At 46.2% G+C, this 19,313-nt stretch carries 20 protein-coding genes; 10 read left to right on the top strand and 10 right to left on the bottom strand.

What is annotated here, in order from left to right:
• The first annotated feature begins 78 nt into the window (after positions 1-78).
• From PKOR_RS17660 to PKOR_RS17650, 3 genes are all read left to right on the top strand, one after another.
• A complete protein-coding gene (locus PKOR_RS17660; RefSeq protein WP_046312447.1) occupies positions 79-936 on the top strand; it encodes a glycerophosphodiester phosphodiesterase in 858 nt (285 codons plus the stop codon).
• A gap of 88 nt (positions 937-1,024) precedes the next feature.
• On the top strand, positions 1,025-1,471 hold the full coding sequence (locus PKOR_RS17655) for a DUF2750 domain-containing protein (RefSeq protein WP_046312446.1): 447 nt from the start codon (positions 1,025-1,027) through the stop codon (positions 1,469-1,471).
• Between the two features lie 88 nt (positions 1,472-1,559).
• Positions 1,560-1,937: a DUF423 domain-containing protein gene (locus tag PKOR_RS17650; RefSeq protein WP_046312445.1), complete on the top strand. Its 378-nt coding sequence runs from the start codon at positions 1,560-1,562 to the stop codon at positions 1,935-1,937.
• Positions 1,938-1,953: 16 nt separating this feature from the next.
• On the opposite strand, the gene PKOR_RS17645 is transcribed toward PKOR_RS17650, so the two are convergent.
• The 4 genes from PKOR_RS17645 to PKOR_RS17630 form a co-directional block, all read right to left on the bottom strand.
• Complete coding sequence (locus PKOR_RS17645; RefSeq protein WP_046312444.1) at positions 1,954-2,562, bottom strand: outer membrane beta-barrel protein; 609 nt, start codon at positions 2,560-2,562, stop codon at positions 1,954-1,956.
• A 110-nt stretch (positions 2,563-2,672) separates the two neighbouring features.
• The gene (locus PKOR_RS17640) at positions 2,673-3,116 is read right to left on the bottom strand and encodes a DUF1573 domain-containing protein (RefSeq protein WP_046312443.1); all 444 of its coding nucleotides are present in this window, start codon (positions 3,114-3,116) and stop codon (positions 2,673-2,675) included.
• A gap of 81 nt (positions 3,117-3,197) precedes the next feature.
• A complete protein-coding gene (locus PKOR_RS17635) occupies positions 3,198-4,604 on the bottom strand; it encodes an ATP-dependent DNA helicase (protein WP_046312442.1) in 1,407 nt (468 codons plus the stop codon).
• Between the two features lie 122 nt (positions 4,605-4,726).
• A complete protein-coding gene (locus PKOR_RS17630; RefSeq protein ID WP_046312441.1) occupies positions 4,727-5,194 on the bottom strand; it encodes a PaaI family thioesterase in 468 nt (155 codons plus the stop codon).
• A 37-nt stretch (positions 5,195-5,231) separates the two neighbouring features.
• Here PKOR_RS17630 and PKOR_RS17625 point away from each other — a divergent pair, with 37 nt between their 5' ends.
• The 3 genes from PKOR_RS17625 to coaD all read left to right on the top strand — a co-directional run bounded on the left by PKOR_RS17625 (position 5,232) and on the right by coaD (position 7,292).
• Positions 5,232-5,717: an NUDIX domain-containing protein gene (locus PKOR_RS17625; RefSeq protein WP_046312440.1), complete on the top strand. Its 486-nt coding sequence runs from the start codon at positions 5,232-5,234 to the stop codon at positions 5,715-5,717.
• Between the two features lie 54 nt (positions 5,718-5,771).
• Entirely contained in the window at positions 5,772-6,695 is a 924-nt protein-coding gene (locus PKOR_RS17620; protein WP_235336706.1) for a DUF3822 family protein, read from the top strand.
• Positions 6,696-6,815: 120 nt separating this feature from the next.
• Entirely contained in the window at positions 6,816-7,292 is a 477-nt protein-coding gene (gene coaD, locus PKOR_RS17615; RefSeq protein ID WP_046312439.1) for a pantetheine-phosphate adenylyltransferase, read from the top strand.
• Here the strand turns inward: coaD and PKOR_RS17610 are convergent.
• A complete protein-coding gene (locus tag PKOR_RS17610; RefSeq protein ID WP_046312438.1) occupies positions 7,249-7,929 on the bottom strand; it encodes an NUDIX hydrolase in 681 nt (226 codons plus the stop codon). The genes coaD and PKOR_RS17610 overlap by 44 nt on opposite strands.
• A 109-nt stretch (positions 7,930-8,038) precedes the next feature.
• Between PKOR_RS17610 and pyrE the strand changes: the two genes are divergently transcribed.
• Positions 8,039-8,677: an orotate phosphoribosyltransferase gene (pyrE, locus tag PKOR_RS17605; protein WP_046312437.1), complete on the top strand. Its 639-nt coding sequence runs from the start codon at positions 8,039-8,041 to the stop codon at positions 8,675-8,677.
• Positions 8,678-8,740: 63 nt separating this feature from the next.
• Here the strand turns inward: pyrE and PKOR_RS17600 are convergent, their stop codons facing one another.
• The 5 genes from PKOR_RS17600 to lepA form a co-directional block, all read right to left on the bottom strand.
• The gene (locus tag PKOR_RS17600) at positions 8,741-10,666 is read right to left on the bottom strand and encodes an OmpA family protein (RefSeq protein ID WP_046312436.1); all 1,926 of its coding nucleotides are present in this window, start codon (positions 10,664-10,666) and stop codon (positions 8,741-8,743) included.
• A 6-nt stretch (positions 10,667-10,672) separates the two neighbouring features.
• Positions 10,673-11,326, bottom strand: coding sequence for a 7-carboxy-7-deazaguanine synthase QueE (locus PKOR_RS17595; RefSeq protein ID WP_046312435.1), 654 nt, complete (start codon positions 11,324-11,326; stop codon positions 10,673-10,675).
• Positions 11,327-11,565: 239 nt separating this feature from the next.
• The gene (locus tag PKOR_RS17590) at positions 11,566-12,447 is read right to left on the bottom strand and encodes a bifunctional 5,10-methylenetetrahydrofolate dehydrogenase/5,10-methenyltetrahydrofolate cyclohydrolase (RefSeq protein ID WP_046312434.1); all 882 of its coding nucleotides are present in this window, start codon (positions 12,445-12,447) and stop codon (positions 11,566-11,568) included.
• On the bottom strand, positions 12,444-12,992 hold the full coding sequence (locus PKOR_RS17585; RefSeq protein WP_046312433.1) for a CYTH domain-containing protein: 549 nt from the start codon (positions 12,990-12,992) through the stop codon (positions 12,444-12,446). Before PKOR_RS17585 ends, PKOR_RS17590 begins: the two co-directional genes overlap by 4 nt.
• A gap of 69 nt (positions 12,993-13,061) precedes the next feature.
• On the bottom strand, positions 13,062-14,846 hold the full coding sequence (gene lepA / locus PKOR_RS17580) for a translation elongation factor 4 (RefSeq protein ID WP_046312432.1): 1,785 nt from the start codon (positions 14,844-14,846) through the stop codon (positions 13,062-13,064).
• Between the two features lie 210 nt (positions 14,847-15,056).
• On the opposite strand from lepA, the gene PKOR_RS25330 reads away from it, so the two are divergent.
• The 3 genes from PKOR_RS25330 (at position 15,057) to PKOR_RS25105 (ending at position 19,220) form a co-directional block, all read left to right on the top strand.
• The gene (locus PKOR_RS25330) at positions 15,057-15,233 is read left to right on the top strand and encodes a hypothetical protein (protein WP_200897387.1); all 177 of its coding nucleotides are present in this window, start codon (positions 15,057-15,059) and stop codon (positions 15,231-15,233) included.
• A 312-nt stretch (positions 15,234-15,545) separates the two neighbouring features.
• Positions 15,546-18,932 carry a methylmalonyl-CoA mutase family protein gene (locus tag PKOR_RS17575; RefSeq protein ID WP_046312431.1) on the top strand — a complete coding sequence of 1,129 codons (3,387 nt, stop codon included), beginning with the start codon at positions 15,546-15,548 and terminating at the stop codon, positions 18,930-18,932.
• Positions 18,933-19,070: 138 nt separating this feature from the next.
• Positions 19,071-19,220 (top strand): hypothetical protein, encoded by a 150-nt coding sequence (locus tag PKOR_RS25105; RefSeq protein ID WP_158453796.1) that lies wholly within the window; start codon positions 19,071-19,073, stop codon positions 19,218-19,220.
• The last annotated feature ends 93 nt before the right edge of the window (positions 19,221-19,313 follow it).

Here is a 19,313-nt window from a genome sequence, read left to right as displayed (position 1 = left end):
AACTTCTTAACCATGTGCCGTATCAGATCCTTTTTTTTCGCTACCCTACTCCTGCTCATAGCATGCACCACCAGTAGTATGTCACAAAACAAGCCAACCCAGCAATCGTCTGTAGCGTTACCTGCCTTTGATAAGGAAGGTCACCGTGGAGCGCGTGGACTGTTGCCAGAAAACACCGTTCCGGCCATGCTGAAGGCCTTGGACTCAGGAGTTACTACGTTGGAAATGGATGCACATATCAGCCAGGATGGGCAGGTGCTTCTCTCCCACGACCCTTTCATAAATCCGGAGCATGAGTTGCTGCCCTCGGGTGCGGAGATTCCGGCTGCAGACGCTAAAAAATATGTGCTGTACCAAATGCCGTACAGCCAGATTCGTACTTTTGATGTAGGCTCTAAATACTACAGCAAGTTTCCGGAGCAACAGCTGATGAAAGCATACAAGCCTTTGTTATCAGAGGTGATTGATTCAGCTCAGGCATACATTAAGGAAAAAGGTCTAGCGCAGGTATTCTACAACATTGAAACCAAGTCAAAACCTTCCGGAGATGGAATATACCACCCAGCACCTGAAGAATTTATAGATAAGTTAGTGGCTGTTATTGATGAGAAAGGGATAAGACCGTATGTCATCATTCAATCTTTTGATCCGCGTACGCTTAAAGTGCTGCATCAGAAGCATCCGGATATAAAAACGGCTTTACTGGTAGAGAACCTGAAAGGTCTAGAGAAGAACCTGGAACAGCTGGGGTTTACCCCTACCATCTACAGCCCATACTTTAAACTTGTTACTCCTTCCCTTATAAAGGCAACACATGAGCAAGGCATGAAGCTGGTACCTTGGACGGTGAACGATCTCAAAGAAATGCAGCGATTAAAGCAGTTAGGAGTGGATGGAATCATCTCAGACTATCCAAATTTGTTCAGCCAGCTGTAACCACTCCCCCTTCACATAAGTTTGAAGTATATATATTTTTTGTATTTTGCCTGCAAATAAAATTTCTCACCAAAAACAGAGCGCAAACATGACACAGCATGCGAGTACAATTGAGCAAAAATATAAAGCCTTTATCCAGCATGTTGTACAAACAGAAGAGGTGTGGGGCTTAACTAAGAATGACACATGGGCAACTTCCAGCTCCTCAGAATTTGAGGATACAGAAGTAATTTTGTTCTGGTCTTCTAGAGATGGTGCAGCAGCCTGTGCCGATGATGAGTGGTCTGACTACAAACCTGAGTCAATTTCCCTGGTTGAGTTCCTGGAGAACTGGTGCGTAGGCATGTATGGCGATGAGCTGCTTGTAGGTACCGATTGGGACAGTGACCTAACGGGAAAAGAAGCTGAACCGCTTGTAGTAGCTTTGGACGTGGTAACACAACTCAAAGCAGAAAACAAAACACTGGAGTTTACGCAGTACGATAGCCAGGAAGAGTTTGAAGAACAGCTGATTGAGGCCCTGGAGGCGGAGTAATAAATAGGCTTTGGGTGCTTTTTAGCCCTCACTGTTGTACCTTTACAGGCACCTGTTATAAGGCAGGCATACGCAAATATTTAAAACAGTGACGCAGAAAACTATACTACTTATTGCCAGTGCCTTTGGTGCACTGACTGTTGCTATTGGTGCTTTTGGTGCTCATGCGCTTGCGCCTATGCTGCAAGCCACCAACCGCGTTGACACCTTCGAGACTGCCGTAAAATACCAGATGTACCATACTTTGGCGCTCCTGGCGGTAGGTTTGTTGTTATTTCAGGTACAACAGCCAGCGCTACAGGTAGCTGCTTGGTGCTTCTTTCTTGGAGTGCTGGTATTCTCTGGTTCTCTTTATGTACTATGCGCTACAGGCATTACCTGGCTGGGAGCCATCACGCCTATTGGAGGAACACTCCTGATAGTTGGCTGGGGTGCGTTGTTTTATGCTATTTTGAAAGCACTTTAAACATAAGCTGCTGATTTCACTTGTAAGGCAAAGTATGTACGTCATACTTTGCTTTTTTTTTGCTCCCTGTCAGCCTGTGGCTCAGCCCCACGTTCAGTAGCCCTTTATACCCATAGCCCATTTCAGCAAAAAGACCGGTGCGCTTTGTCGTTCTAACTCCCAAAGCAGTAAGGTGATAAGACGCACGTATTACCTCTTCTCTTATATGTTCATAATCTGTATCGACAGCCGTAGCATAATTTACACCTAATGATATGCCACTATAAGCCTCTACTTTGTTCTTTTTTCCAAAAAATACGAGACACTGTGGCATCAGTGTATAGTACTTGCTGCGATAGCTCAGCGTGTTAGAGGTTTTATACCGCGTACTGATCTGGACAAAGGAACCAGTGACTCCTACTACAATCCTGTCAGAGACATGGTATTTATATTCTGCTGAAATTGGGCCTAGTGCCTTTAACCTTGTATTGTCACTAAATAAGTGCCAGAATGCATTAGTAATAAGTGGAGAAGAGGCAAAACCATAGGCTATGTTTACGTCCTGTTCTGCTTTTTGAGCTTTGGCTGGCTTGGTGGCGATACAGGATAGGAATAGAAAGGCAGTTATAAGTCTGTTCTTAACCATGAGATGGACTGTGTTTATATAAAGATAACAATATGTATGTCACCTCTAGGTTAAGAAAAAGAAAAGGCCACCCTTTCAGGTGGCCTTTATACTTTGATAAGCTTTGAGGCTTAGTTCTTAGCAGCGCTAGCTGTGGTCTTTTCTTTGATGTTCGTTACTATGTACACGTACTTAGCGCCATCAGCGGCATTAGAGTGTACTGTAATCGCTTTCTTCTGCTGGCCTAATTTGCCTGCACTGTTAAACTTAGCCGTAACATAACCAGTTTTACCAGGCATAATTGGCTCTTTAGACCAAGCTGGAGTAGTACAACCGCAGGTGACATCCACACGCTCAATTACAAGAGGCTGTGTACCTGTGTTCTTAAACTTAAAAGTGTGCTCCACTACATCGCCTTGCGTAATGTCGCCAAAGTTAAATTCTTTTTCTTCGAATGTCAGGGCAGGGCCATTTGTAGCTTGCTCCTGAGGGGCAGTTGCCTTAGGTTTTTCCTGCGCTACAGCGCCACCAGCAATAAGGGCTGCGAATGCAAAAGAAAGGATTACTTTTTTCATCTATGTAGAGGGTTAAAGTTTATGCGATAAAGTATATACTTGTTTTATATCAAAAACGATGCAAAATAAGATTTTCTTTTGTCAGTCAACTAATAATTGTTCGTTAAAGTTCAGCAGATACAGCTCTTCTGATGAGCGAGTAAGGGCTGTGTAAAGCCATCGGGCAAACTCTTCGTTCACCATATCCTCTTTCAGAAAGCCCTGATCCACAAAAACGGCCTGCCACTGACCACCCTGCGCTTTATGGCAGGTGAGGGCATAGGCAAACTTAACCTGTAATGCATTAAGGTACGGGTTTTTCTTCAGCTCTTTATACCGCTCTTTTTTCGTCTTGATATCCATATAATCCTGCAGCACTTCCTCATAGAGCTTCTTGTTCTGGTCAGCTGGCAAGGCAGGAGCGTCAGAGTAAAGCGTATCAAGCATTATTTTCACCTCTTCCTCCTGCGCATCAGGGTAATCTACAAAACGAATACGAACATCGGCAAACCGGAAGCCATACATGTCTTCGTAGCGGATAATTTTGGTTACCTCTACAAAGTCTCCATTGGCCATAAAGCCAATATCAGAGTCCTTTGGCAGCCAAAAATAGTTGTTCCGCACAATCATCAGGTAATCGCCTACACCTAACTCATCTTCTGCAAAGAAGATTCTGCGGCGGATGTGCTGGTTATAGAGATTAGCATTTTTATTTGATCGGCAGATAACAATGGTGTTCTCGATACCGAACTTGTCATAAGCATAGCGGAGCCCGTCTTCCAGTTTCTCGCCAGTCATCCGGTAGATGTCACGCCAGCCCTTGGTAAAGAGCTTTATATCCAGCTTTTCCTGCTTCATGCGGTCGCGCAGTTGCGTCGCATTCATGAGTATGCCCGATGCCTCAGCCTGACGCATTACCTGGCGCAGTTCAATTTGCTGCACATGGCAGCGGAAGTTCTGCTTCAGGTACTCTGCATCTAAAGATGGACTCAAGGCCTGCCCTACCGGCGGCAACTGTGCTGTGTCGCCAATCAGTAGTAGTTTATTGTTCTTCTTGTCGAATACATATTGCAGCAAGTCCTGCAGTAAACCGTTTTCTCCGAAGCCACTTTCATCAGATATCATAGAGGACTCATCCACTATATAAACAGTGTTATCAGACTTGTTTGGTTGGCGGGTAAAGGAAAGTCCTTCTGAAAAAGGATTAGCCGTCTGTCGATAGATCTTCTTGTGGATCGTAAAAGCCGCGCGGCCACTATAGCTGGCCATTACCTTAGCTGCACGCCCAGTTGGGGCAAGCAACACATACTTATACCCAAACGAGTTGAGTATTTTTACCAAGGAGGTAACAACTGTCGTTTTACCAGTACCGGCATATCCTTTCAGCAGGAACACCTGTCGCTCCTCCCCTTTATTCAGAATGAACTCATCGAGTTTAGCAAAAAGCTTCGCCTGGTCTTCAGTCGGTTCAAACGGAAAATTATTTCGTAAGGCTTCTACCGGGCGCATGGTGTAAGTTAAAAAAGTTAAAGGGTTAGAGAGTTGAGTATAGAACCCTCGCCTGTACAACAAAATTAGTTACTAAAAGAATCAGGAGAAGGAGTTTAACCTGTTATAAAGATGTTATTTAATTATCCTTCTGACTTCTTAACTCTCGCAATATCTTCAGGGGTGATAGTAGCCATAGTTGTACTTGCCTTGGCTATCAGTAAGGGTTGCTCCTGGCCTTTAACCGCGTATACCTCTGCTTCACAAAAGTTTAGCTTTCGTCCTTGCTTCACAACGTATCCTTTTGCTATCAATTTGTCACCCAGGCCTGGGTGGAAGTATGAAACTTTGATTTCGGCAGTTACCACATGGTGATTCTTTGGCACGAGGCTTACAGCTGCAAAACCTGCAACAATGTCTGCCAGTGTAGCAATTACGCCGCCATGGGCAAAGCCTTTATGCTGCCGATGCTTTTGCTCCAGTGTTAATTCGCCTTCTACCCTACCTTCTTCTATCTTTGTTACGTTAAAGCCCATGAGCTTCATAAATTCCTGCCGCTCTAGCTTCTCACGTATGTCAGCTTCAAATTCTGGATTATACGTCTTAATCATACTGTAAATTTACGACCAAAACACCCGTAAACCAACCATGCCAGATTTAAACCCTAATGCTGCCGCCTATGCTGATAAACTCAGAATACGCGTATGCGGTATCTGCATTAAAGATGATAAATTAGTAGTAGTACGACACGGAAAAACCATTGATAACTATGCGTTTTGGGCACCACCGGGAGGTGGACTACAGTACGGCGAAAGTATGCAGGACTGCCTGAAACGTGAATTTTTAGAGGAAACAGGACTGCAGGTAGAAGTTGGCCGGTTTCTTTATGTGAACGAATTTCTGCACCCGCCGCTACACGCTGTTGAATTTTTCTTCGAGGTGCAGACTCTTGAAGGCGAGCTGGCAACTGGCTATGACCCAGAGGCACAAGCAGAAGGCCAGCTAATTGAACATGTGCAGTGGATGAGTGTAAAAGAACTACAAAACATACCCAGACAGGACAAACACAGGGTACTGCAGCTCTTGCTTTCGTTAGACGACTTACTGGGATTGCCTCATAATTTTATGCCATAGTATACCTACCGCTGCCTTTTGCCATAATTTTTATATACTTGCACTAGGGCGGTTATGCCCACCATCGCTTACACAGGACGACAGGATACCTTGAACACCATCAACACACACTACAGGCTCTCACACAAGATTCAAGATGAGGCTTTCTCGCCCTCACAGGCGAGTCAGTGTAATCTTTACATAGCACTCAGCCAAAAAGCAATACGCATTGCAGTAGCCAACACAGAGCGTAACAAGTTTGTGGTGCTGGAGGATTACGAGTTGATAACAATCTTTTCTCCAATGCAGATTGGCGAGCAGCTGCGCCTGATAGCGCAGGAAAACCCACTTCTACAGGAGCAAAACTGGAACCTAGTACGTGTTTCGGTGAGTAACCAGCATTTCACCCTGGTACCGGAAACCCTTTATGACCCGGCACACCTGCAGGACTACCTGCGCCTGCATTCAGATATCAATCCTGTGCAGGATGAGGTGCTTTACTACCGTCATAATGGCCTGGAGGCAATAAATATCTTTGCCATAGATAAAGGATTGCACCAGGCACTGCAGGATTTATTTCCGGAGCAGCCGCTGCAGATAGTGCACGTCACCAGCTCCCTAATCCGGAGTATATTGCACCAGACACCGCGTACTAACCTTCGCAGCATGTATGCCTTTGTGGAGAGGAACTACGTGACCTTGCTGGTGATTGGCCCGGGAGGACTGGAGTTTTGCAATATTTTCAATTATGTAAGCCCTGAGGATTTTATATACTATATCATCTTCATTATGCAGGAGCAGAAGATGAACCCTGAGCAGGAGACTTTAACAGTTTGGGGCGACATCACGCATGATTCTTCCCTGTTCAACATCCTGCAGAAGTATATTCGCCAGATTAAGCTAGGCAAAAAACCTTCAGATATAGAGTATAGCTATAAGTTTCACGACCTGTTCGAGCACCGGTACTTTGAGCTTTACAGCCTTCATCTATGTGAATAGGCCTGCTGATGCTTTTCAGGTTACAGGAGAAACCTTTTAAACAATATCACCCTCTAAGTAATTAAAGCTTTTGTAGCAGATGCTGATTTAACAGCTTTAGCTCCATACAAACCCTAGCTCATGAAAAGAATTGCCCTTTTTCCTGGTTCCTTTGATCCTTTTACTAATGGTCATTATGATGTGGTAATGCGTGGAGCGAAGCTTTTTGACGAAGTTGTAGTGGCTATAGGTAATAACAGCAGCAAGCAGCGATACATCCCGATAGAGAGGATGCACCAAGTAATGACAAGGCTTTTCGAAGACCAGCCGAACATCAAAGTAGAGACTTTCAAAGGATTGACAGCTGAATACGCCCGTGAGATAGGTGCTCAGTTTTTGCTACGCGGATTGCGTAACACTACCGACTTTGAGTATGAAAACACTATTGCGCAGGCAAACCGTCATGTAAATCATGACCTGGAGAGTGTATTTCTGATTACTTCACCACACCTTGCCGCCATCAGCTCATCAATCATCAGAGAGATTCATCGCTTTGGCGGCAACGTGGACGAATTTATACCTTTCCGGTTTTCAGAGATTGCAGATAGTGTTGGATGATGAAGGCAATAGAAGTATAGGCTTTTGGCAGCACTTCCATCACTTCTTCAGGACTCATCCAACGTACTTCCTCAATAAACTCCTCCGCCTGCGGCTTCATTAAGCTGTCGTCGGTACACTCCATCCGGTACCAGCTTGTTTTCTTCAGTATCTTTTTGCCCTTGTAGGCATAAGAGTGCCAGGTCTTTGGTAGCTTTTCTGCTATCTCAACCTTTATATTACACTCCTCCTCTACTTCTCGCAGGGCACCTTGTTGTACTTTCTCTTTCTTCTCTAGCTTTCCTTTTGGCAGGTCCCACACGCCCAAGCGGTAGATCATCAAAATCTTTCCGTCTTTCAATACCAAGCCTCCGGCAGCTTTTACTATTTTAAACTGATCTTTTAGGTGCTCAATCAGTTTCTTTTTCTTGTCAGCCACAAGCGTAAGCGACCGAAGCTTTTTTAGCTTCTTTACTTCCATCAGCCGCACCAGGCGGTCTATCAGCTGCGGATCCGCATCTTTGATCAGCACATCTCCTACAAGGTCTTTAGAGGTAAAGTGTTCTGAGGACTTAAGAATAAGGTCATACTCATGCTTATAAACCTTGTCCGTAGCTTTTTTTAGGATTAGCGGAATATCGTTGATAAAAACGTTCATTCAGTTTGGGTGCTTCAGCAGAAGCATATTTTATACAAAACAAAAAATAAATCGGCTCAAACAAAATACGCAGCCTTAAAAAGGAAGATTATTTATGTATTTTCGGGCCATGGATTCTACGACAACAGCACATCAGGTAGCCTCATTCCTGCTCGAAACTGAGGCCGTGAAGTTAAGACCGGAGCAGCCATTTAAATGGAGCAGCGGCTGGAACTCCCCAATCTACTGTGATAACCGCGTTACGCTTTCTTTCCCGTACATACGCAGCTACATTAAACAACAGCTAGCTGAGCTTGTAAAACAGCAGTATCCCGATGCGGAAGCCATAGCTGGTGTAGCCACTGCAGGCATTGCGCAGGGTACACTGGTAGCTGATTTACTGGAAATGCCTTTTCTTTACGTTCGTCCGGAGCCTAAGAAGCATGGAATGGGTAATCAAATTGAAGGGCGCCTGCTGGAAGGCCAGAAGGTGGTAATGATCGAGGACCTGATCTCTACCGGTGGCAGTTCGCTCAAAGCTGCCGAAGCAGTTAAAGCTGCAGGAGCTGAAGTAGTAGGCATGGCCGCTATATTTACGTATGGCTTTGCCCTGGCAGAAGAAAACTTCCATAATGCTGGTATTCCGCTGCACTGCCTGAGCAACTACAGCGCATTAGTAGAGGCTGCCGCTAAACAAGGATACATTCAGGAATCTGCTATGGATACTTTGGCTGAATGGCGCAAATCTCCAAATACCTGGGGAGTATAGTTTAAAATATGAACTTTTAAAATAGAAGGCGGTAAAGCATCTGATGCTTTACCGCCTTCTGTTTTATAGTATTCTCATCTCTATCCGCCGATTCATCTGCCGATCTTCCTCGGATTTATTCGGTTTTACAGGCCTTGTCTCGCCGTAACCTTTGTGTCGGAAGCGCTCTTTGCTGATACCGTGGCTGGCTAAGTAGTCTACAACAGACTTGGCACGACGCTCTGACAGGACCTGGTTAGCCTGATCGGAGCCAACATTATCCGTGTGGCCAGAGATTTCAATCTTCACTTTAGGGTTTTGCTGCAAAAAGGTAACCAGCTTGTCTAACTCCGTCTTAGACTTTTTCTCAAGCGCATATTTACCTGTATCGAAAAAGAGATTACTAAGCACCATGGCAGCTCCTGATTTGATAGGTTCCAGGTAAACATCCAAAGCTATAGGAGATAAAGCTTTGGAAGAAGTATAATCGAAGCTTCGGCTATTCATCAGGTAGTTAGGAGCCGACACATATAAGGCATACTGCTTACCCTGCGTTAGTACTACAGTATATTCGCCTGAAACCTTATCTGAGCCAACTTGCTGCACCAGAGAATCTGCCTCTACATCATACAGTTGTACTTGTGCGGAAATAGGTTTCTTTGAATCAGCATCAAATACGCGGCCTTGGGCATAGGTACTGTTAACACGGCTGCGCCATTCTGTCGGCACATCAAAGCGGTACAGCTGAATACCTGGCACACCGGCATCTGTGTTTACTTGCCTGGAGTAATAACCAATTTCACTATCCGGAGTAATGAAGAGGGACCCCTCGTCAGCATGGGTATTCAACGGATAGCCTAAATTTTGTGGTTCAGTCCACTTCCCGTTCTCCTTTAGGTTTGTTTTAAAGATGTCTAGCCCACCCAGCCCAATGTGGCCATCACTTACAAAGTATAAAGTTGAGCCACTCATGTGAATGGATGGAGCCATATCACGCCCGGTAGAGTTAACTTCTCTCCCAAGGTTTACCGGCTTCTGCCAAGACCCATCATCGTTGCGGTGCGTTACCCAGATGTCCTCTTTTCCTACACCGCCACCGCGCGTGGAGGTAAAGTATAACGTTCTTCCGTCGGCAGACAAACTTGGCTGGGAATCCCAGGCTTTGGAATTTACAGCCTTACCCATATTCTGAGGCTTGCTCCACTCACTGCCTGTTCTAAATGAAATATAGAGATCGCAGTCACCCTGGGTATCAGGACGGTTGCAGGAAGTAAAAACCAGTGTTTTACCATCGCCAGAAATTGTAGCAGCACCCTCGTTAGCTGGTGAGTTAATATTATCAGAGATAGAAACGGGTGCCTGCCACTCCTCTCCCTTCCTCTCGCTTACATAAATATTCTCATCATGGTCAGGGCGTCCACTTTGCCTGGCGGTATAGATAAAATAACGCTGATCGGCGGTTGTGTAAGGGAAATACTGAAGACCAAACCTGTTCAGCGTACCTGGCAACTGCTCCGGGTTAAACTGTACAGGCTGCTCCATTGCCTCCTGCGCAAAGGCGGCTGTCTTAATCTGACGTCGCGCCCACTCTACTTGCTTTGCATTAGTAGAGCCTGTTTTCAGGAATGTTTCATACCATTCCTTCGCTGCCTGATAATTCCCTCTGTCGAAATATAATTCAGCGAACTCATAGTAATTGTTTGACTGCCCCTTAGAAAATGGAAGCAAGGGCAGGCCTTTTTCCAGGTTTTCAAATGCAGCTGCTTTGTTGCCCAAAATCTTATATAAGCTGGCCGCGCGGATGTATGCCTCTGCAAACTTCGGATCCTTTTCAATAGCTTCGTTCAGGCTCTGCAGTGCTCTATCAAAATCTCTTGCCCGCACATAGGCATCTGCTTTTTCGTATAAACGCTCTGCCTTAGCTGAGGTGGTGCTGAGTTTTGATGTTTGCGCCATGGAGGCTGTTCCCAGCATCAGCAGGAAAGCGGTTAGCAGCGGTTTATACTTCATCAGGATTTACGGAATGTCCATGTACTTGTGTGTCTGCAGCGAGACACGCCATTTCGGATTGTTTTTTACGTACTCAACAATGAGCGGCGTTATTTCCTGGGCCTTGCTCCACTCCGGCTGAAGGTAAAGACTACAGCTCTCTCCTACCTTGGCAGCATGCTCCTCAGCCCATTTAAAGTCACTCTTGTTAAAGATAACTACTTTTAGCTCATCTGCAAAAGGATATACAGAAGGGTCAGGCTGTTTAAATTTCTTAGGAGAAAGACAGAACCAGTCCCAGTTGCCGCTTACAGCGTATGCCCCTGAGGACTCTATAAACGTTTTAATGCCCCGTGCCTGTAATTGCTCTGTTAAAGGAGCCAAATTGTAGAGCAACGGCTCGCCACCTGTAATTACAACTGCCTTACCAGGGTATGCTGCTGCAGTTTCCACTATGTCCTCTATAGGTGTAAGCGGGTGCTGTTCTGCATCCCAACTTTCCTTTACATCACACCAGTGGCAACCAACGTCACAGCCTCCTAAACGGATAAAGTATGCAGCTGTACCAGTGTTACCTCCTTCTCCCTGAATTGTATAAAAAGCCTCCATTAGTGGCAACAGACTGCCATCTTTCGGCACCTGATGTATAGAGGCGGTCTTAAATGTTTTTGTCTCTTCCAATGCTATTCTTCCTCAGGCTGTATTAACTTGTTAAGTACAGCCATTTATACTTGTTCTGGTGGTGTATATAGTTTATTTATGCTTAACCAAGCAGAACCCGTAAAGTTAATCAAAATAGCAACAAGGCATAGTGTATGTTCTGTTCCGGGGTGATGCTGGAATGAGCGTGTACAATGACAGTTGGTTAAGTAGGGGCAACAAAAAACCCTCTCCTGTTTAAAGAGAGGGCTTCGAAATGGTTACCCGTAAACTTCTTTTTTCGATGCTCTTAAGGTATTTGTCATCAGCATGGCAATGGTGAGTGGTCCAACACCACCTGGTACAGGCGTTATGTAGCTGCACTTCTCTGCAACATTATCAAAATCAACGTCACCTCTCAAGCGGAAGCCTGACTTGCGGCTAGCATCAGGTACGCGGGTTGTACCAACGTCTATCACCACGGCTCCTTCTTTCACCATGTCAGCGGTTATGAGGCCTGGCTGGCCAACGGCAACAATAATAATATCTGCTTGGCGGGTATGATAAGCTAAATCAACAGTGTTGCGGTGGCAAAGCGTAACGGTGGCATTGCCTGGGTAACCTCCCTTAGCCATCAAAATACTCATAGGAGTACCTACGATATTGCTGCGTCCAACAACAACGCAGTGCTTGCCTTTGGTATCGATTTCGTAGCGCTGCAGCAATTGCAGAATACCAGCAGGAGTAGCCGGAAGGTAAGCTGGCAAGCCAGCGACCATACGCCCTACGTTTGTTGGGTGGAAGCCATCAACATCTTTCTTTGGGTCAATTGCCTCGATCACTTTTTCGGTATCGATGTGCTTTGGCAGGGGCAGCTGTACTATAAACCCGTCTACCTCCTCATCCTCATTCAGCTCTTTGATTTTGTTAAGGAGTTCTTCTTCAGTTACTGTGTCTTCGTAACGAATAAGTGAAGAGCCAAAACCTATGCGCTCACAGGTAGCAACTTTATTGGTAACATAGGTAACAGAGCCGCCATCGTTACCTACAAGTACGGCAGCCAAATGAGGTATCTTTCCTCCTTTTGCTTTAATGGCAGCAACTTCGGCCGCAATTTCATTCTGAATGGCTTCGGATGTCTTTTTTCCGTCGAGCAGGGTCATTTGTTGTAGTTATTGTTTGGATTGATTGATTTAGTGATTTGGTTAAGAAGTACAGGATAGTCTTCCTGTACGAGGTCCTCATCTTCCAGCTGAAGCAGCTCTTTCCTACTTTCACACAGCTCCAGCAAGTGCTCCAGTCCATAGGAGCCGTCTATATCCAGCGCCTCTACCTCTACAAAGTAACCAAGGGTTTCAAGCTGGTCCAGGTGTACCTTCAGGTTATCATACACAAAGGTTTTCCGTAGCTTTTTAAGCTCTACTACAGGTTGTGGACTTCCGTACAAGGTCTCCACAAGACCAGAAGAGGGACGCTTTAAGTATAGCAGCACCTCATTGAAGAACATATTCTGGTGCTTTTGCTGCTGATAATGCACTAAGGCGTTTTCTAAACCTCCTTTTATCAGCTTAAGCTTCCCCTGCTCCACCTTATAATATGTTTCTAACTGCATAGCAGCATCCAAAAACCTTACCTCCTGTTCCAGAAGTATAGTTTGGGCCTCAGCAAAATCAGATAGGCGGGCTTTGAAAGAAACAGAGGTATACACAGTGCTACACTTACTGATATTAAGTAAAAAGCCCCGACACGCAGGGGCACGTCGGGGCTTGTTTATAGGTTAGTCGAGCTTAAGCACGGCTAAGAAGGCTTCTTGCGGTATTTCCACGTTACCTACCTGGCGCATGCGTTTCTTACCTTTCTTCTGTTTCTCGAGGAGCTTACGCTTACGAGAGATGTCACCGCCGTAGCACTTGGCCAATACGTTTTTACGCATGGCTTTTACTGTCTCACGGGCAATGATTTTTTGACCAATAGCTGCCTGTATGGCGATCTCGAACATCTGACGTGGCAACAGCTCGCGCAGTTTTTCGCACAGGCGCTTGCCCCAGTCATAAGCTTTGTCACGGTGAACAATGGCACTCAAAGCATCCACTTTCTCACCATTCAACATGATGTCTAATTTCACCATGCTAGACGCGCGAAAACCGATCAGCTCATAGTCAAGCGAGGCATAACCACGGGAAATAGTTTTCAGCTTGTCGAAGAAGTCGAACACGATCTCTGCCAATGGCATCTCAAAAGTCATTTCTACACGGTCGCTGGTTAGGTACGTCTGGTTCTTCAGAATACCCCGCTTATCCATACATAGGGTAATGATTGGCCCCACGTAATCGGACTTTGAAATGATTTGAGCTTTGATGAAAGGCTCTTCGATATGGTCGATATAATTAGGGTCCGGCATCTCCGATGGAGCATTTACCTTCACCATTTTCTCTTTAGTAGTATAGGCATGGAACTGCACCGACGGCACGGTCGTGATCACCGTCATGTCGAACTCGCGCTCCAGACGCTCCTGTACGATCTCCATGTGCAGCATGCCAAGGAAGCCGCAACGGAAACCAAAGCCTAGGGCAGCAGAAGTTTCAGGCTCCCAAACCAGCGAAGCATCATTCAGCTGCAGTTTTTCCATAGAGGCTCGCAGCTCTTCGTATTCGCTTGTTTCTACTGGGTAGATACCGGCAAATACCATCGGCTTCACATCCTCAAAGCCCTGAATACCTTGAGCCGGACGATCTACGTGCGTGATGGTATCACCTACTTTTACTTCTTTGGCATTCTTGATACCTGAAATCAGATAACCTACGTTACCGGCAGCCATTTCCTGGCGAGACTCCTGGTTCAGCTTCAGTACGCCAATCTCGTCAGCCTCATAGGTTTTACCGGTGTTTATGAACTTCACCTTCTCCCCTTTCTTCAGCGTTCCGTTAAAGATTCGGAAGTATACTTCTATGCCTCTGTAAGAGTTAAAAACAGAGTCGAAGATCAAAGCTTGTAACGGAGCCTCAGGGTCACCCTTTGGAGCTGGGATACGGTCGCATATAGCATTCAGAATTTCCTCGATACCGATACCGGCCTTACCGGAGGCATGGATAATGTCTTCTCTGTCGCAACCGATTAGGTCGATAATCTGGTCAGACACCTCTTCCGGCATGGAGTGTGGCAAATCGATCTTGTTCAGAACCGGTATGATCTCCAGGTCATTTCCGATCGCCAGGTACAGGTTAGAGATAGTCTGAGCCTCTATACCTTGGGAAGAGTCCACGATCAGGAGCGCGCCCTCACAGGCGGCAATTGAACGGGAAACCTCATAAGAAAAGTCTACGTGACCTGGTGTATCGATCAGGTTAAGCACGTAATCCTCTCCCTTATAATGATAGTTCATCTGGATGGCGTGGCTCTTAATGGTAATACCGCGCTCACGCTCCAGGTCCATGTTATCGAGCAGCTGGTTTTGCATTTCACGCTCAGCCACGGTGGAGGTAAACTCCAGCAGGCGGTCGGCCAGGGTACTCTTGCCATGGTCGATGTGGGCGATGATGCAGAAATTGCGAATGTTCTTCATAAATCTTTATACGAGTAACAAAGTTAAGAAATCTTCTACTCTTGTCAGAAGATTTTGCAGCGACATCAAAACAAATAAATAGCTTAGGAGCATCCAAGGACAAATATCCCTCTAAAACCAACCTGTGCCAGAGCAAGGTTAAGCCTAGTTCTTGAAATTTAATCATCCTGAAATTGGTTAAGATGAAGCAATGCATCCTAAATTAGCATCATGACACAAGAAGAGTTTGACGAAAGATTCAGGGAGACGCTGGATGAGCTATTACTGGCGATAGCAGAAAGCTCAGAAATTGACCTGAATAAATTTTACAGTATGACGTGTATCCTGGAGAACCTCCGTTTCTTTAGCCCTGTGCTCTACGGAGCCATCGCTAAGGCAAAAGAGTAATATATAGTATCACTAATTAATTTATATCGCCTGCTCCCTGGAGCGGGCTTTTTTGTTTTATTAGGTTTCAACTTACATCCAACCTCTCATGCTGCAGGTTTTCAGTCCAGTTGAAATATGAACCCAATTTTTTACCTCAATTGGTGCGCTTGTTTACTAGACATAAAGCTGAGGCTTACCTATCCTGTTCGCTACTGCGTAAGTATAAATGAGTACAAAATGCTGCAGTTCCCATGCCTTTGGCAGCATCTGCATTCTGCTACAAAATGACTATATTCGCATCAAATCTGGAAAAAACTTGTTAAAATAAGTATGCAATTTACCAAAGTAGAGCCATATAAGCCGGTTAACCATATCCGTATTGTTACCGCCGCGTCTCTGTTTGATGGCCACGATGCTTCGATCAATATCATGCGTCGTATCATACAGGCCTCTGGCGCAGAGGTAATTCACCTGGGGCACAACCGCTCTGTTCAGGAGATTGTTGACTGCGCCATTCAGGAAGACGCACAGGCCATCGCTATTACTTCTTATCAGGGAGGACACCTGGAGTATTTTAAGTATATGTACGACCTGCTCAGCGAGCGCGGCTGCGGACACATCCGCATCTTCGGTGGTGGCGGTGGTGTTATACTTCCAACCGAGATTGAGGAATTGCACGAATACGGCATCGCCCGCATCTACTCCCCTGACGACGGCCGTGCCATGGGCCTGCAGGGTATGATCAACGATATGCTGCAGAAGTGCGACTTCCCAACAGGCAAAGACCTGAACGGCGAAGCAAAGCATCTGCGTGATAAGGATCCTAAAGCTATTGCCAAATTAATCTCAGCCGCCGAAAACTTCTCGGAAGAGGCAAGAGCCATACTTAACGAAGTAAAAGAACAGGCTAAGGATGTGAAGACACCTGTTTTAGGTATAACTGGTACAGGTGGTGCTGGAAAGTCTTCTTTGGTGGATGAACTGGTGCGCCGCTTCCTGCTGGACTTTCCAGAAAAGAAAATTGCTATTATCTCTGTTGACCCATCCAAGCGCAAAACCGGTGGTGCCTTGCTGGGGGATAGAATCCGTATGAACTCCATCTCTAACGAAAGAGTATACATGCGCTCGCTGGCAACCCGCCAAAGCAATTTGGCCCTGAGCAAGTATGTACAGGATGCTGTGGATATTGTAAAAGCTGCTGATTTTGACCTGATTATCCTAGAAACTTCCGGTATTGGTCAGTCTGACACGGAGATCATCGAGCACTCTGACATGAGCCTGTATGTGATGACACCGGAGTACGGTGCCGCTACGCAGCTGGAGAAGATCGACATGCTTGACTTTGCCGACGTGATTGCCTTGAACAAATTTGACAAGCGTGGCGCACTGGATGCCCTGCGCGATGTAAAAAAACAGTACAAGCGCAACCACCAGCTGTGGGATGTGAACGACGATGACATACCGGTATTCGGTACCATTGCTTCTCAGTTCAACGACCCGGGCATGAATCAGCTATACCGTGCTATCATGGCGAAGATCTCTGAGAAAACGGGTGTTGAATTTAACTCTAACCTGCATACTTCTAAGGAGATGTCGGAGAAGGTGTTTATCATCCCTCCTAGCCGCACCCGTTACCTTTCTGAGATTTCTGAAACCATCCGCAACTACGATAAATGGGCTAATGATCAGGCCGAGGTAGCGCAGAAACTGTACGGCATTAAAAAGTCTATAGAGGCGGTGCAAAGTATAGACGTTGAAGATAAAGACCGCCTGGTGAAGCAGCTGGAGCATGCTTATGCCGAAGTAGAGCTTAACCTGGACGGGCAGAACAAAAAGATTCTGGAGAACTGGAAAGAGAAAGTACAGGCCTACAAGAACGAGTTCTATGTCTTTAAAGTACGCGACAAGGAGATTAAGATAAAGACGCACACCGAGTCGCTGTCGCACCTGCAGCTACCGAAGGTGGCTACACCCAAGTATGAGGCTTGGGGTGACTTGCTGAAGTGGAACCTGCAGGAGAACGTGCCAGGCGAGTTCCCATACACAGCTGGTGTGTTCCCGTTCAAGCGCGAAGGCGAAGACCCTACCCGTATGTTTGCCGGCGAAGGTGGACCCGAGCGTACGAATCGCCGCTTCCACTACGTAAGCTTAGGCATGCCAGCCAAGCGCCTCTCTACGGCTTTCGACTCTGTAACCCTCTACGGCGAAGACCCTGACTACAGACCAGATATTTACGGTAAGATTGGCAACTCCGGTGTTAGCATCTGCTGCCTGGACGATGCCAAGAAATTATATTCTGGCTTTAACCTGGCTGATCCGAAGACATCGGTATCTATGACGATCAATGGTCCGGCTGCTATACTAACAGGCTTCTTCATGAACGCTGCTATAGACCAGCAGTGCGAGCTCTACATTAAAGAGAATGGCCTGGAGGAAGAGGTGAACCAGAAGATCGAGGCGATTTATAAAGAAAAAGGCGCTGAGCGTCCGAAGTACCAGGGCAACCTGCCGGAAGGGAACGATGGCTTAGGCCTGATGCTACTTGGCGTGACTGGTGACCAGGTATTGCCGGCGGAAGTATACGAACCAATCAAAACACGTACGTTGGCTGCAGTTCGTGGAACCGTACAGGCTGATATCTTAAAAGAAGACCAGGCACAGAACACCTGTATCTTCTCCACGGAGTTCTCGCTGCGCCTGATGGGTGACGTGCAGCAATACTTCATCGACAAGAACGTGCGCAACTTCTACTCGGTGTCCATCTCGGGTTATCACATTGCTGAGGCCGGTGCCAACCCAATCACGCAGCTTGCCTTCACGCTTGCTAATGGCTTCACGTTTGTGGAGTACTACGTGAGCCGCGGCATGGATATCAACAAGTTTGCGCCAAACCTGAGCTTCTTCTTCTCCAACGGTATTGATCCGGAGTATGCGGTAATCGGTCGTGTTGCCCGCCGTATCTGGGCGAAGGCAATGAAGCATAAGTACGGTGCCGACGCCCGTTCGCAAATGCTGAAGTACCACATCCAGACGTCCGGCCGTTCACTTCACGCACAAGAGATCGACTTCAACGATATCCGTACTACGTTGCAGGCGCTGTACGCGATCTACGACAACTGTAACTCGCTGCACACAAACGCTTACGACGAAGCTATTACAACACCAACTGAAGCCTCGGTTCGCCGTGCTATGGCCATTCAGCTGATCATTAACCGTGAACTAGGTTTGGCGAAAAACGAGAACCCACTTCAAGGTTCTTTCATCATTGAAGAGCTGACCGACCTGGTGGAAGAAGCTGTACTGGCTGAGTTTGACCGCATCACAGAGCGCGGCGGTGTACTGGGTGCTATGGAAACTATGTACCAGCGCGGTAAGATACAAGAGGAAAGTTTATACTACGAGACGCTGAAGCATACGGGCGAGTATCCAATCATTGGTGTAAACACCTTCCTTTCTTCAAAAGGCTCACCTACGGTCATACCTACTGAGGTGATACGTGCTACAGAAGAAGAGAAACAGTACCAAATTAAGATGGTGCGTGCCCTGCAGGAGCGCAATGCCGATAAATCAGCTCAGATGCTGAAGAGAATACAGCAAGTGGCTATAGAGAACGGTAACATCTTTGCAGAGATGATGGAAACCGTGAAGTATTGCTCTCTTGGACAAATCACCAATGCTCTGTTTGAGGTAGGAGGTCAGTACCGCAGAAATATGTAGCCCTACAGTTAAACCATAAGTATAAAGCCGGACCAAAAGATCCGGCTTTTCTTTTTGTGTACCTCCTGAGTTTGTTACTAAACAGCTGTACCTGAAAGCTGCAGTAGTCGTAAGTAACAGTTTAAAAGTTCTACGACTATGAAAAGAACAGAAAAAGCCCCACTCCTATACTTTGTCGGCACTATCCTACTAATAAGCACGGCAGCCTACTTTTTTATCTATAAGTACTTTGATGAAGAAGACTTTGAGTTCGACACTTACGATGAGCATACCGAAGACTACTTCTAACAATGCGACTTCTGAAAACTTCTTTGTATTAAGTGGAGCGAAGAAGCATCTCCCAAAAACAACACAGCCTGCCAGGTGCTGGTGACCTGGCAG

The organism is Pontibacter korlensis (assembly GCF_000973725.1).
GTDB lineage: Bacteria > Bacteroidota > Bacteroidia > Cytophagales > Hymenobacteraceae > Pontibacter > Pontibacter korlensis.
This window is presented reverse-complemented; position numbering and strand designations above follow the sequence as displayed.